Raw genomic sequence first — 13,732 nt, 5'->3', positions numbered from 1 at the left:
CGGGATGCAGCAGCGGCCCCCGGCGGGGGATGCCGGGGGCCGCGCGTTCGGGAGTGGTTCGGGGGTCGTTCGGTGTGGTCCGGTCGGGACCGGTCAGAACTTCAGGGTCCAGTGGTCGAGCGTGCCGGCGGAGCCGGCCGAGATGTCCTCGACCCGGAGCTTCCAGACCCCGCTCGCCGGGGAGGCGGAGGCGTCCACCGCGTAGATCTGCTGGATCACGCCCTCGCCCTCGTCCTCCACGGAGTCCTTGACCATGTACACCTTGCCGTCCGGGGCGACCAGGTTGACGTCGAGGTCACCGCGCCAGTCGTGGGTGGCGTGCACGTACACCTGGAGGTTCTTCGGCGCGTTGCCCGTGATGCCGGTGACGGTGACCGGGACCTCGACGGTGCCCGGGTCCGGGACCGAGTGCGGGGTCTGCACCTCGTACGAGGGGAACTTCATCGACCAGGCGTCGAGGGTGCCGACGGCGCCGGTGGACGGGTCGGAGACCTTCAGCGTCCACGCACCGTCCGCGGGCGAGGCGGAGGCGTCCACCCGGTAGGTCTCGCGGAGCACCCCGCCGTTCTCGGTGGCGGCGGTGGAGTCCGAACGCAGCGGGTAGGTCCGGCCGTCCGGGGAGAGCAGGTCGATCCGGACGTCGCCGCGCCACTCGTGGGTGATGTCGACGGCGACCTGGAGGGCGGCCGGGGCCTGGCCGCCGATGCCGGCCACCGTGAGGGCGGAGGTGACCGAACCGCCGTCCGGGACGCTGAGGTTGCCGGTCATGGCGAAGGGCGTGGGGAAGTCCAGCGACCAGCCGAGGAGGGTGCCCGTGGAGCCGGCCGAGGTGTCCTGCACCTGCAGCTTCCACGTGCCGGAGGCGGGGGAGGCGGAGGCGTCGACGGTGAAGCCGCCGAGCGCACCGGCCCCCTCGGTGCCGGAGGCGGACTTCAGGCGGTACAGCTTCCCGTCGGGGGCCACCAGGTCGATCTTGAGGTCACCGCGCCAGGAGTGGGTGCCCTCCAGCTCGACCCGGAGCGCCTTGGGCGCGTTGCCGGGCACTCCGGTGACGGTCAGCGGGGCCTCCACGGTGCCCGGGTCCGGGATCGGCCGGTCGGTGTCGTCGAAGACCTGGGAGGGACGCGGCCGGGCGGCCGGCGCCGGCTCCGGGGCGGGCGTGCCGCCGACGGCCTTGCCGAGATCGGTCCGGGGGGTGACGGCCCCGGTGTACGTGATCGGCGTACCGGTGGTGCCCAGCATCGCCACCAGGTCCCCGATGCTCTTGGCCGGGTGCTTCTGGCGCAGCACCGCCAGGGACCCCGCCACGTGGGGGGCCGCCATCGAGGTGCCGCTCTTCGCCGCGTAGCCGCCGCCCGGGACCGAGGACACCACGGCCGCGCCGGGTGCCATCACGTCCAGCAGCGGGCCGCGGTTGCTGAAGGTGGCCACCTGGTCGTCGTTGGTCGTCGCGCCGACCGTCACCGCCGACGGGACGCAGCCGGGGGCGTTGACCGCGTCGCCGTACCCGTTGTTGCCGGCCGCGACCACCGTGGCCACGCCCACCGCGTACAGGCTGTCGATCGCGGACTTGCGGGGGTCGGTGTTGCAGGCCGCGGTCCAACGGCCCGCGCCCAGCGACATGTTGGCCGCGACGATGTCCATGCCGGACTGCTTGAGCGCGTACACCTTCTCCAGCGCCTTGATCTGCGAGCTGGTGAAGCTCAGCACGCAGGGGCTCTTGCCGGCGCCGCAGTAGGCGTCGGAGTTGACGCGGGAGAACACCTGCATCGCCACGATGTTCGCGCCCGGGGCCACCCCGCGCTTCGGGGCGCCGCTCAGGCCCGTCCCGTTGCCGGCGGCTATGCCCGCCACGTGGGTGCCGTGCGAGCAGCCCGCGCCCAGTTCCGCGCAGCTGCCGGCGTCGGCGTCGGCGCTGCCGGTGCCCTCCTGGGCGGTCCCGCCGTTCGGGCAGAGGCTGGTCGCGCCGTAACTCTCGTCGTTCACCGAGAAGCAGGCCTCGGCCGTCACCCGGCCGCTCAGGAAGGGGTGGTTCTTCGCGACACCGGTGTCGATCACCGCGACCGCGGTGCCCGCCCCGGTGGCACCGCCGGCGAACGCCTTGTCCGCGCCGATCCGGACCGTCGAGCTGTCCAGCATCGGGGGGACCGGGACGTCCTCCGTCACGCTCACCACGTCCGGGTTGGAGCGCAGTGCGGTGAGCCCCGCCCGGTCCACCGTGAGGGTGACCATCGGCAGCCGGTCGTACGCCACCTCCGTCTCGCCCGCCGCGGCGGCCGCGGCCACGTCGGACCGGGTCTGGGTCACCACGTTCACCCGGACCGTGCCGGTGCCGTCCGTCCCTGCCTCCAACGCCGGGTCCACCGGGACCTCTTCGGCCGCTGCCGGGGACGCCCCGACCAGGGGCACCAGGCCCACCGGCAGGGCGCCGAGCAGGAGGCCCGCGGCCATCGCGACGGCCACAGCAGATCTCTTCAAGACAGGCTCCAGGAAGTAGGCACCGAGCGGTCGGTGCCGCGGCGGCAAGGGGAGGGAGAGCGGGCAACCCGCTGGTGCAGCGTCGGTTGCTCGATCAGGTTGCCGCAGGTGAAGGGGGCCTTCCAGGGTTCCTGGGTGTCCTGGAATCGACATGTCCTACACAGGACAGAGCGCGCTCCGGTCCCGTCGCCGCTCCTACCGCACGGCCTTGAGCAGGCCGGCGATCCGGGTGAATCCGCGGCGTTCCGCGTGTTCGAGCGCGGTCACGCCCTCGCCGTCCGGAAGGTGCGGCGTGGCGCCGGCGGTGATGAGCAGTTCCACGATCTCCTGATGCGCGCGGCCGCCGTCGCCGAGGATGACGGCTTCGAGCAGTGCGGTCCAGCCGAGCCGGTTGACGTGGTCGACGTCGATGTCGGTCTCCCGGAGCACGGCCCGCACGTAGTCGACGTGGCCGCGTTCGGCGGCGGGGATCAGGGCGATGCCGCCGAAGCGGTTGCGCCGGGTGAGGTCGGGGCGGGCCGGGAGCAGGGTGCGCATCATGCGGACGCTGCCGGTGACACCGGTGACCAGCCAGGCGCTGTCGTCGCGGTCGTCCTGGGCGTTCGGGTCGGCGCCTGCGGCGACGAGGACCTCGGCCGCCTCCACGTGGTCGCCGAGGGCGGCGAGCAGGAGCGGGGTGCGGCGGTGTTCGTCGCGGGCCTCGATGTCGGCGCCGGCGGCGAGTGCCGCGCTCACGGCGCCGGCGTCGCCCTCGCCTGCGGCGGCCAGCAGGCCTCGGTCGGCAACGGGCATGGGGATCCTCCTCGGGTGGGTCGGGGTGAGTCGCGCCGTCAGGCTCGCACGGCTACCTGTTCTGCGCGGCGCCTACGTGTTCAGCCGCCGCGCCTACGTGGTCAGCGCCGCGCCTACTTGTTCAGCGCCGCGACACCGGCCTGGGCGAACTTCTCGTCCAGGTCGCCGGAGGGTGCGCCCGCGACACCGATGCCCGCGATGGGGGCGTTCTTCGCGGTGACCGGGGCGCCGCCGCCGAGGAAGAGGGTGCCGGGGATGTCCTTCAGGGTCGGCGTCTGGGCGAGGCGGCCGGCCAGTACGGAGGTCGGGGCGTTCCAGGACACGGCGGTGTAGGCCTTGCGCTGGGCGGCGTCGTAGGACTGCGGGCCGGCGCCGTCGCCGCGGAGCGTGACGATGGTGTTGCCGTTGCGGTCCACCACCGCGACGGTGACGCGCTGGTTCTCCTTCTTCGCGGCGTCGAGCGCCGTCTGGGCGGCCTTCGTGGCGGAGTCGATGGACAGGTGGGTCGACTGGGTCAGGTTCTTGTTCTTGGCATCCGTCTTCGCATCGGCCTGGGCGGCCGGGGCCGGGGCCTGGGCCAGGGCGGGAGCCGGGGCGGCGCTGGCGGCGTAGGCGCCGAAGCCGCCGAGGGCGAGGGCCGCGACGAGGGCGCCGCCGGCGATCGCACGGGTGCGCTGGGAGACCTTGACCTGCTTCATGTGTACCGACTCCTTGATGACCTGATGAGGGGTCGGGGCCGTCCGTTCCGGCGGCCCCGCTCTGACATCCATCCTGGGCCCGGCCGCGGCCCCGACCCGTCGACTGGGCGGCTGCGTGCGGCGGGCAGGAGGGGGACACGCGGGTCATCCGATCGGTCGACCCCGACACGGATCCACTCGGCGACAATGTGGCTGTTTGTCCAGTTCAGAGCCCCTATGTCAAGAGGTGCACGTGCGGCCCGACCCCAGCGACCCCTCCGGCTCCGGCAGCGATCCTGACGACCGGTGGCTGGCGCTGGTCATGCGCGTCACCTTCTTCGTGCTGATCGGCACGTCGATGGCCCGTTTCGTCCAGCGGCACACCCAGGAGGCCCGCGCCCCCTGGGTGATCGCCCTCGCCGTCGTGCTCGCCGTCCTCTACCTGCTGGGCCCCGCCACCGAGGTCAAGGAGCACCCGGCCCGCGGCCGCGCGCCCTGGCCTCCGGCCCCCCGGCTGGTCTGGCTGGGCATGGTCGTCACCGCGTGGGCCGTCCTCGTCCTCCTCGCGCCCAGCTTCGCGTGGGTCGCGGTCCCCCTCTTCTACTCCGTGCTGCGCACCCTGCCGCCCGTCGCCGCGTACGTCCTCGTCGCGTTCCTGACGCTCCTCGTGATCTTCGCGCAGCTGACGCTGGCCCCCCGCTTCAACCTCGACCTGGTGATCGGACCGGCCGCCGTCTCCGCGCTCACCACCGCCGTCTTCCTCCACATGCAGCGGCAGGCCGCCCGTCAGCACGCCCTCATCGACGACCTTGTCCGCACCCGCCGCGAGCTCGCCGCCACCGAGCGCCGCGAAGGCACCCTCGCCGAACGCCAACGGCTGTCCATGGAGATCCACGACACGCTCGCCCAGGGCCTGTCCAGCCAGCAGATGCTGCTCCAGGCCGCCGACCGGACCTGGGACACCGATCCGGCCAAGGCCCGTAGCCACGTCCGTGCCGCCGCGTCCATCGCCGAGCTCAACCTCGCCGAGGCCCGCCGCTTCGTGCACGACCTCGCACCCGCCGACCTCGCCCACGGCGGCGGCCTCGACGCCGCGCTGCACGCCCTCGCGGAACGGGAGTCCGGCGCCGGCCTCACGGTGCGCGTCCACATCGACGCGGGCGGGCGCGTCACCCCGCTGCCCGAACGCGTGCAGTCCGCGCTGCTCCGCATCGCCCAGGGCGCGCTGGCCAACGTACGGGAGCACTCCGGCGCCACCAACGCGGCGCTCACCCTCACCCGGCTCGACGACCAGGTCGTCCTCGACGTGGCCGACAACGGACACGGGTTCGACCCCACCGCCCTCCCCGAGACCCCGTCGGGCGTGCGCGGACACGGCGTCCCGGCGATGCGGGCCCGGATACACCAGCTCGGCGGGACCCTGACCATCGAGTCGGCCCCGGGAGAGGGCGCCGTCCTGACCGCAGCCGTCCCACTTTCCGCGCCCTGAGGACATCGGACGCGGACGGGCGGCGATGGCGGCCGACGGCCGAGCGAACAGGGTCGCACTTTGAGAACTCGACGCTCGTGGACGCATTTCTTCACAACGCGATCGCCCACAGAGTCCTGTTCGACGGTGCAGACCTCCGTCGCACCTGCTTGGCGGGCGCGGATCGGTCGGGCAGCTGGTTCCGCGGGGCAGTACTTGCCGGCGCGGACCTGGAGGGGCGTCCCGCGCGAGTGACTTCTTGGCCTCCATTTCAGTCCTAGTGGTCGCAGGCGGTGCCTGCACAGGCGCCGCCGCCCTGCGTGCTGCGTTGTCGGCGGCTGCGACTAGCGTGCGTGCCTGCAGGAGTTCGAGGGGTGGGGGGCGCGCATGCCGGCCAGGTCGGGCCAGTTGACGTACGGGGACGCAGGGAGGCCGTTGACGGCGATCTACTTGAACGCGGGGTCCGGAGGGCAGATAGCGGGCTTGAACGAGGCGGGATTCACGGCCGTTGAGGCGGTGGAGGCCGACAAGTACTGCGTGGCAACGCTCGCTGCGAATCTCCCGGGGTGTCGTGTCGTGCGTGATTCGCTCGCGGGATATGTCCCAGGTGACATGGAGCGCGGCGCGCTGGACGTTTTGTACGGCACGGTGAAGAGCTTCGGTTCGGTGACGGATCGGGACGACGTTCCGGCGATACTTGCCGCAGTTGAGACGTTCATGCCCAGGGCATTTGTCTTGGAATCCCCGCACTTCATTCTCCGCGATGAGATGCACGGGTATCGCGAGTTCGTCAGGGGGCAGCTTGATCGAGCAGGATATGTCGTCCGAATCTGGTCCCGCGTAGACTCACGAATGTATGGGGGGCCGAGCCCGTGGAACGCGGCCATCTTGGTGGCCTTGCGTCAGGACTGTAATCGATCTTTCGATTTCTTGGAGCCGGATCTTCTTCCGTCACCTTCGCTGTCGGACATGCTCGGCGAGAGTATGCGTGCTCGATTTAGCAGCTTCGGTCAAGACCCGCGTGCTCGTCACGCGTACGAGCGATGGATGGAGCTTGCGTCGGCTCGGACCGTGCCAAAATTGCTCGATTTGTCCGGCGTTGATGAGGAATCCGTCGAGGTGCTCCATCCGAACGGAATACTTGCGTGGCGCGAGCGCGGCATCGACGCCAGTCGTGTCTTCTCGGACGACTTTCGTAGCCCCGATCGGAGCCTGTTCGGTTCTTGGGGGCCTTGCTTGACTGTGAGCCAGGCTTCGCTCGTCAAGGGGTTCCCTCGTGAGTGGGTTTTCGAGGGGCCCGCGTCCGAGGGGTACCGGCAGGTCGCTCAGGCCGCATCGCCGGTTCTTCTCAGGGAGATCGGCCGTGTGCTGGCACGGTCGCTGCAATGGGTTGACCTTGAGCCGCAACCGCCTGCTCCGGCCGAACCGAATCCGCTTGCAGAGGTCGACGCCCTCAGCCCCGACGCTTTCGAGCTCTTCGTGGCGGACCTCTTGCGTCGCGATGGATACCGAATCGAGAAGGCCGGGGGTGGGGCGGGGGACGGAGGCATAGACGTCCACGCCTACGACTTGTGGGGCTACCCACTGATCGTTCAGTGCAAGCACACTGAGGGCGGCGAGCGGCGAGTGGGGGCCGGCGTGGTTCGCGACCTGTTCGGAGCTGCTTCCGCCATGCGACCACTTCCGAGAGCGCTGGTCGTCACCAACGGATCCTTCACGACGCCGTGCAGGCTCTGGGCGATCACCGAGGACCGCATCCGTCTCATAGACCGTGAGCAGCTCAGGCGTTGGGCGACCGACGGTCTGCCTTTGCATGAGGTCATGCGTCCGAACGGGTGATCCGCCCGTTGTGGGTCCTGTCCCCTCTTCGTGGAGGCCGATCCGGCCGTGCTCCGTGATCGTTGGCCTGTGACAGCTCCGACAGGTGTTTTCCCGCCGGCGGGAGGCGGAGGAGCCGTGAGCAAAGGGTGCGGCTCCGCCGGCATGGTGGACGGCTGGCGGACCGCCTGGTGGGGGAGTTCCGGCGGGCGTGGTCGTGAGCGTGGCCGATGGGGAACCCGCGCCCAGCACGAGTTCGGCCACGGGCCGGACCCGGCCAACCATCAGCCCGGGGTGGACATCGGCGGCGGAGTACGCCGGACCGGCGGGACCGAACTTCGCCACGGGAATGGTGACGTACGAAATGCACCCGTCATTCATCGAGGAGTTCGCCGACCACGCGCAGATCCACGACAGGAACGGGCCGAAGGCGCGCCCCGGATAGGATTCGAGGTCCCGGTGGAAAAGCTCGACCGGTTCAACGAGCTCCCCCAGGACCGCAGCTGGGTCAAGATCTTTGAAGGGCCCGATTGAGGCTCGGTAACCACCGAGAACTCGACGTGACGGTCGTCGCGGCCGCTCCCGTGGGCGCGAAGGTGGAAGCGGACGGATCCGCCGGCCTCTTCGGATTCATCGGAATTCGTTCGGAGGGCTCATGAGCATGGCGGCTGACGCCCACCGGCTCCTCGTCATCTCGGTCGAGAGCGCACAAGGCTCACGCGCCGTGTGCGTGGTGCGGAGCGTGTACGGCTCCGCACGCATCGGGACGCTCTACCAGCTGCCCTCCCCGGCGGAGCCGGCGGACGCAACCGTGGAACTGACGGAGATCGAGTGGTACGGGCATCCCCGGGAGGTGCTGGACGAAATGCACCACGGGAAGGTCTCCCTCGCCGGATCCGGTGCGGGTGCGCTGCGCGCCGAGGACGTCCTGACGGTGCAGGAACCGAAGTGACGCCACCTCGAACCGGAGAACGGGCCGTGGCCGGACCCGAGTTCATCGCAGCCTTCCTGGCCGTCGGCAGCCTCTGCGGGCTGCGGTCCGGATCGACGGTGGCGGAGGCCGGTCTCGCGCTGCCCGTGGACTTCATCGAGGAGGACGGCCCGGGCGCCACGCTCCGCAGGGACCACGGGCTGGTCGAGCTGTACTTCTCGGGCGAGCCCGACCTGGTGAAGGTCCGGCCCGGCGTTCTCTGGTTCGGCCGCTACTTCGACGTCGAGCTCCGCGAGGTCCCGCTGCTGTCCGGTGCCACCGGCCTGCGCCCCGAGCTCGTCATGTACCTGATGCTGTACGCGGCCGCCATCAGGCTCCGTTGCACCCACCCGGACGGGCAAGGGGCTCCGGCCCCCTGCGCCGGAACGGACAGGCCCGTGCGCGGGGTCCGCTCCGGCCTGCTGTCTACGATGTGGCAGGGGAGCAGACGACCCATGCTGCGCAGGGGTGGACGAGAGGGGAGACGCGCATGAGACGGCTGGGCGAGTTGGAGGCCGAGATCATGGACCGGCTGTGGCAGTGGGAGCAGGCCGCCACGGTCCGCGAGCTCGTCGATGACATCAACAAGACCAGGCCGCTGGCCTACACCACGGTCCTGACCGTGGCCGACGTGCTGTACCGCAAGGGCTGGCTCAGGCGTGGCAAGAGCGGCCGGGCCTGGACGTACGAACCGGTGCGCAGCCGCGAGGACTACACCGCCGGGCTCATGCGCGAGGCCCTGGGCTGTACGACGGACCGTCCGGCGGCGCTGATGCGCTTCGTGGAGCACATGTCGCCGGAGGACGTGGGGTCGTTGGACGCCGCGCTGCGTGCCCTCGTGCGGCCGGGCCGGGACGACGGAGCCGCTCCGGGGGACGGCGTTCGCGAGTGAACCACCACGTCCTCCCGCCGCTGATCGCGGCGGTGTGCACCGGCCTGCTGTGTCCCGGCCCGCTGGCCCGGGCGCGGTGGGCCGGGCAGGCGCCCCGGCTGGCCGTCGCCGCGTGGGGCCTCCTCGCGGCGGCCTTCACCGCCGCGGTCGCCCTCGGCGCGATGCTGCTGTTCGTGCCGTACGAGGACGCGCACCGGCTCGGCGATCACGCGGCGGCCTGCCTGGCGTGGAGCGGGCAGGACTGCGCGGCGGCGGCCGACATGGTGGACGGGCGGGCACTGGGGGCGGCCGCCGTCGTACTCGCCCTGCCCGCGGCGGCGTTCTGCCGCGAACTCCTGAAGGCCCGGCGGCGGCGCGGCCGGCACGCGCACGGGCTCCGGCTGATCGGCCGGGCCGACACGGGGCTGCGGGCCACCGTGGTCCCGCACGCCGCGCCGGCCGTGTACTGCCTGCCCGGACGGGCCGCGCAGATCGTCGTCACCACCGGCGCGCTGGACATCCTCAGCGAGGCGCAACTGGCCGCCGCCCTGCGGCACGAGCGGGCACACATCGCCGGCCGGCACCACGTGGTGATCGGCGCCGTCACGGGTTTCGGCCGGGTCTTCCGCGGCCTGCCCCTGGCCCGGCAGGCCGCCGCGCAGGTGCCGCTGCTGCTCGAAATGGCGGCGGACGACCGGGCGTTGCGCCACTGCGCGCGCGACGTGCTGGCCACCGCGCTCTACTCGATGGCGTCCGCGCGGGTGACGGACCGGTCCGCCTTCGCGGCCGGGGGACCCTCCGTGGCCCTCCGCATCGCACGCATCCTCGACCGGCCCGGGGTGGCCCGGCCGGTCCTGACGGGCCTGGTCTGGATGGGGACCCGCGCCTGCGTCATCGTGCCGGTCGCCACCACGTGCTGTCTGATCCTTGGCTGACCTCGACTGACCTCGGCTGACCTCGGCCGGCCTCGGGGGTCTCAGCCGGCCGCCGCGTCCTGGCAGCCGACCAGTTCCACCGCGGTGGCGCGCCCCGTCGTGCGCAGCCGGACGAGCCGGTCCACCGTGTCCGTCCGCTCGGGGAAGCCGACGTCCTTGCGCCCCACCTCCCGGCCCGCCTCCGAGAGGGAGCGCAGGGTGCACACCACGACCGTGCCCGTTCCCTTGCGCACCGACAGCCGAGCCTCCACCGAGTCCGCCGACAGGACGTCGAAGCCGACGAGTTCGCCGCCGTAGTCCTGGCCGGTGACGTACACGGTGCCGCTCCACCCGAGGAAGGCGACGGCCACGGCTCCGAGGACGGCGCCCGCGATCCGCAGGGTCCGGTCCTTGCGGGCGTCCTCGGCGCGCGCGGCCTCGACGCGGTCGGACGCGGTACGGACGGACACCGTCCGGCCGGACGGGGCCCGTGCGGACTCCGCCCCGGCGGACTCCGCGGCGGATGCGGCAGCCGTCACCGGCACCGCCGCGGCGGCCTCCCGCTCGCGGCGGCGGAGCTTGAACCACATGAAGACCACGAAGCCGGCGAAGACGAACCACTCCCCGGTGTAGCCGAGGTTCTGGAAGGCCTTGAAGTCCAGTCCGGCGCCCGCCGGAACCACCGGCGGCACCGCGCGCAGCGGGCCCGGCGGGTCGGGCACGCTGAGCCAGGCGTCGTACATCTCGTACGGGAGTACGTTGATCAGCGCGGCCGCGCTGATGATCCCGAGCTGGCCCGGGGGCAGACCGCCCGCCCGGACCCCTTTCGTGCGCTGGTGCTCGGAGGCCTGGAGCGCGCCGGTCACGGTGACCCGGCCCCCGGGCGGGGCCGGCACCGGGACGGAGCCCGCCCCGCCGGGGAGCCAGCCGCGCACGACCGGCACCGCCCGGCCCTCGTCCGTACGCAGCACGGTCAGGACGTAGAAGCCGTCCTTGCCGTCCAGCCGCCGCTCGGGCACCAGGAACTGGCCGGCGGGATCGTAGCGGCCGCTCGCGGCGGCGAGCCGGCCGACCGTCCCGGTGCCGACGGGCAGCATGGTCTCCAGCGGCCCGGCGGTCTGGCGGGCCCGGGCGTCCTGGTAGCGGCGGTACTCCTGGTCCGCCTCGACGCGGGCCGAGAACCGGTCGAGCTGCCAGCTCCCCATGAAGAGGCAGAACGGCACGGCGAGGACGGTGAACAGGTGGATGCCCCACCGGCGGGGCGTGCGCGGAGATCGGTTCACGGCCGGGCGGATCCTCCGGTGGCGGTCCGCAGGGCGGAGATCCGGTCGGCGATCAGCCCGGCGATCTCCTCCATGACCTCGTTCAGATAGAAGTGGCCGCCGGGGAACACGTCCAGGGTGTGGCCCGCGTGCGTGTGGTGGCGCCAGTCCGCGGCCTCGTCGAGGGTGACCCGGGGATCGTCCGCGCCGGTCAGCACGGCGATCGGACAGCCCAGTTCCGCCCCCGGCCGGTGCCGGTAGGTCTCGATGGCCCGGTAGTCGACCCGGACGGCGGGCAGCACCATCCGCAGGATGTCGGGGTCGGCGAGCAGGGCCCCGCCGGTGCCGCCCAGCAGCCGGAGTTCCTCCGTCAGCCCCGCGTCGTCCTTGAGGTGGGCCCACTCCTCCCGGTTCCGGGAGGGTGCCCGGCGGCCCGACGCGAACAGCAGGGCGGGCCGTACGCCCGCCTCGTGCTCCAGGCGGCGGGCCACCTCGTACCCCACCGTGGCGCCCATGCTGTGGCCGAACAGCGCGAGCGGCCGGTCGTCGAGCAGGGGCAGCAGGGCCGCCACCACCCCGTCGGCGAGGACGCACACGTCGTCGACGCCGGGCTCGCGGAGCCGGTCCTGGCGGCCGGGGTACTGCACCGCCAGCACCTCCACGTCCGGCGCGAGCGCCTGGGCCAGCGGGAAGTAGAAGCCGGCGGCCCCGCCCGCGTGCGGGAAGCACAGCAGGCGGACCCCGGCGTCCTCGCACGGGCGGAAACTGCGGATCCAGCGGGCGCGGGCCGGATCGGGCGTGCCGACGGCGCTCACCGGCCCGCCCCGTCCACCGCGGCCGGCCGGGACCAGGCGTCGGCCCGGTCCTGTGCGCCCTCGGGGCCCGCCAGCCCGAGCAGCAGCTCCTCGTAGGAGCGGAGCATGGTGTCCATCAGACCCTCCGGGAAGAGCGCGTCGACCGAGTCCCAGGCCAGCACCACGCCCGCGTCGGTCCGGTACACCTGGTGGTCCAGCCAGACCTGCGGGGTCTGGGAGATCATCCAGCTCCACTCGCCCAGTTCCTCCCGGACCTCGGGCGGCACGAAGGCGGAACCGAGGTTGCAGGCGAACACCACCGGGGCGCCGGCGCGTGCGCCGCCGTTCGCCCTGCGCAGGTCCTGCAACACGCTCAGCGTCGAGTACTGGGCGTGCGAGGCGTTCTCCTGGAGCTGGACCTGCAGGCCGAGGGCCCGCTCCGCGAAGGGCGCGGGCCGGCGGACGTCCACGCTGAGCAGCACCAGGTTGGTGAAGTCGGCCACCAGGGCGCCCACTTCGGCGTCGAGCGGCTGCCGGTCGAACAGCGGCACGTTGAGCAGGAAGTGGTCGTTCTCGCCCCACGCCCCGAGCACCTCCGCGTAGGCGGTCGCGAGGACCATCGCGGGGGTCAGGCCGAACTCCCGGGCCCGGGCGGTGATCCGCTCCCACACCGGCGGCGCCAGGGTGAAGCTGCGCCGGGAGAACACCGGCTCCTCGATGTCCTCGGGCGCCGCCGCCAGCGGGAGCGACGGCCCGGCGACCGGCATCCCGGGAACCCGCTCGTGCCAGAACTCCCGGGCGACCGCCAGCGGGCTGCCCGGGGCGCCGGCGGAGCCGGACCAGGCCCGGTGGTCCTCCAGGTACTGGGGGAATCCGTACGCGGGCGGCGGCGCGAGCCGTGCCGGGTCGCGGTAGGCCGCCGCGAGGTCGGCGAGGACGAGCTCGATGCTGGCCACGTCCGCGACCAGCAGGTCGATGCCGAAGTGGATACGGGTGCGGCCGTCCGGCAGCAGCGACAGCTGTACGTCGACCACCTCGCCCGCGGCCACGTCGAAGACGCGGTGGGAGAGCCGCGAGCGCACCTCCCCGAGGTGGACGGCGGCCTTGTCCGGGCCGGTCGAGGCGAAGTCGTGGACGGTCAGCCCGGCCCACGGACTGCGGGCGAGGATCTGCTGGCGCCCGTCGTCGAGGAACCGGGCCCGCAGCATGCCGTGCCGGGCGAGGACGTGGCGCACGGCCGCTTCGAGGCGCACCGGTTCGACACCGCTGCCGTCGAATTCCAGGTAGGCGTGGCATCCGACACCGCCGAGGGTCATCTCCGCACGGCGGCCGATCCAGTACGCCCGCTGCACCGGGGTGAGGGCGAAGGGGGCCCCGGCGTCGACGGGGCGGCCCCCGGCGGTCTGCGGGAGGGCGCGGCCCGCGGTCAGCAGCGCGTGCCACGCCTCCACGGTCGGCTCCTGGGCCAGCTGCCGGAAGGTCACGGACGCGCCCTCCCGGCGCCAGCCGCCGGCCAGCCGCATCATGCGGATGGAGTCCATCCCGTGCCCGATCAGGTTCGCGGAGTCCGGGATCGACCCGGCCTCCACGCCCAGCACCTCGGCCGCGGCGCGCCGCACGTCGTCCATCGACAGGCCGTCCATCGACACGCAGTTCATCGGCACGGTGTTCACATTCGGCTTCTGCAC

Annotated in this window: 13 protein-coding genes and 1 pseudogene; 7 read left to right on the top strand and 7 right to left on the bottom strand. The window is 72.6% G+C overall.

Annotation, left to right across the window (positions count from 1 at the left end; all coding sequences use genetic code 11):
* Window positions 1-93: 93 nt before the first annotated feature.
* From OG898_RS02390 to OG898_RS02380, 3 genes are all read right to left on the bottom strand, one after another.
* Window positions 94-2,478: a proprotein convertase P-domain-containing protein gene (locus tag OG898_RS02390; protein WP_323182755.1), complete on the bottom strand. Its 2,385-nt coding sequence runs from the start codon at window positions 2,476-2,478 to the stop codon at window positions 94-96.
* 195 nt (window positions 2,479-2,673) lie between these two features.
* Window positions 2,674-3,270 carry an ankyrin repeat domain-containing protein gene (locus OG898_RS02385; RefSeq protein ID WP_250742978.1) on the bottom strand — a complete coding sequence of 199 codons (597 nt, stop codon included), beginning with the start codon at window positions 3,268-3,270 and terminating at the stop codon, window positions 2,674-2,676.
* 113 nt (window positions 3,271-3,383) lie between these two features.
* Window positions 3,384-3,968 carry a heme-binding protein gene (locus tag OG898_RS02380; RefSeq protein WP_266954686.1) on the bottom strand — a complete coding sequence of 195 codons (585 nt, stop codon included), beginning with the start codon at window positions 3,966-3,968 and terminating at the stop codon, window positions 3,384-3,386.
* A gap of 301 nt (window positions 3,969-4,269) precedes the next feature.
* On the opposite strand from OG898_RS02380, the gene OG898_RS02375 reads away from it, so the two are divergent.
* From OG898_RS02375 to OG898_RS02350, 7 genes are all read left to right on the top strand, one after another.
* The gene (locus tag OG898_RS02375) at window positions 4,270-5,436 is read left to right on the top strand and encodes a sensor histidine kinase (protein WP_250742994.1); all 1,167 of its coding nucleotides are present in this window, start codon (window positions 4,270-4,272) and stop codon (window positions 5,434-5,436) included.
* Window positions 5,433-5,696 (top strand): pentapeptide repeat-containing protein, encoded by a 264-nt coding sequence (locus tag OG898_RS36380; RefSeq protein ID WP_353962661.1) that lies wholly within the window; start codon window positions 5,433-5,435, stop codon window positions 5,694-5,696. The genes OG898_RS02375 and OG898_RS36380 overlap by 4 nt, the downstream gene beginning before the upstream one ends.
* A 154-nt stretch (window positions 5,697-5,850) precedes the next feature.
* Window positions 5,851-7,254, top strand: a complete 1,404-nt coding sequence (locus OG898_RS02370; RefSeq protein WP_250742976.1) for a restriction endonuclease — start codon at window positions 5,851-5,853, stop codon at window positions 7,252-7,254.
* A 634-nt stretch (window positions 7,255-7,888) separates the two neighbouring features.
* Window positions 7,889-8,185: a hypothetical protein gene (locus OG898_RS02365; protein WP_250742975.1), complete on the top strand. Its 297-nt coding sequence runs from the start codon at window positions 7,889-7,891 to the stop codon at window positions 8,183-8,185.
* A 26-nt stretch (window positions 8,186-8,211) separates the two neighbouring features.
* Entirely contained in the window at window positions 8,212-8,697 is a 486-nt protein-coding gene (locus OG898_RS02360) for a hypothetical protein (RefSeq protein WP_266954683.1), read from the top strand.
* Window positions 8,694-9,095, top strand: coding sequence for a BlaI/MecI/CopY family transcriptional regulator (locus tag OG898_RS02355; protein WP_250742973.1), 402 nt, complete (start codon window positions 8,694-8,696; stop codon window positions 9,093-9,095). The genes OG898_RS02360 and OG898_RS02355 overlap by 4 nt, the downstream gene beginning before the upstream one ends.
* A complete protein-coding gene (locus tag OG898_RS02350; protein ID WP_266954681.1) occupies window positions 9,092-10,009 on the top strand; it encodes a M56 family metallopeptidase in 918 nt (305 codons plus the stop codon). The genes OG898_RS02355 and OG898_RS02350 overlap by 4 nt, the downstream gene beginning before the upstream one ends.
* A gap of 41 nt (window positions 10,010-10,050) precedes the next feature.
* On the opposite strand, the gene OG898_RS02345 is transcribed toward OG898_RS02350, so the two are convergent.
* The 4 genes and pseudogenes from OG898_RS02345 to OG898_RS02330 all read right to left on the bottom strand — a co-directional run bounded on the left by OG898_RS02345 (window position 10,051) and on the right by OG898_RS02330 (window position 13,732).
* Complete coding sequence (locus tag OG898_RS02345; RefSeq protein ID WP_266960037.1) at window positions 10,051-10,458, bottom strand: DUF4307 domain-containing protein; 408 nt, start codon at window positions 10,456-10,458, stop codon at window positions 10,051-10,053.
* Window positions 10,459-10,539: 81 nt separating this feature from the next.
* Window positions 10,540-11,271: pseudogene (locus OG898_RS02340) on the bottom strand (SURF1 family protein); the annotation flags it as partial.
* Entirely contained in the window at window positions 11,268-12,065 is a 798-nt protein-coding gene (locus OG898_RS02335) for a thioesterase II family protein (RefSeq protein WP_266954679.1), read from the bottom strand. The gene OG898_RS02335 and the pseudogene OG898_RS02340, both read right to left, overlap by 4 nt.
* Entirely contained in the window at window positions 12,062-13,732 is a 1,671-nt protein-coding gene (locus tag OG898_RS02330) for a condensation domain-containing protein (RefSeq protein WP_266954677.1), read from the bottom strand. Before OG898_RS02330 ends, OG898_RS02335 begins: the two co-directional genes overlap by 4 nt.

Origin of the sequence: Streptomyces sp. NBC_00193 (assembly GCF_026342735.1) — a bacterium.
GTDB lineage: Bacteria > Actinomycetota > Actinomycetes > Streptomycetales > Streptomycetaceae > Streptomyces > Streptomyces stoeckheimensis.
The sequence above is the reverse complement of the archived record's forward strand: the minus strand, read 5'-3'. Positions and strand labels throughout refer to the sequence as shown.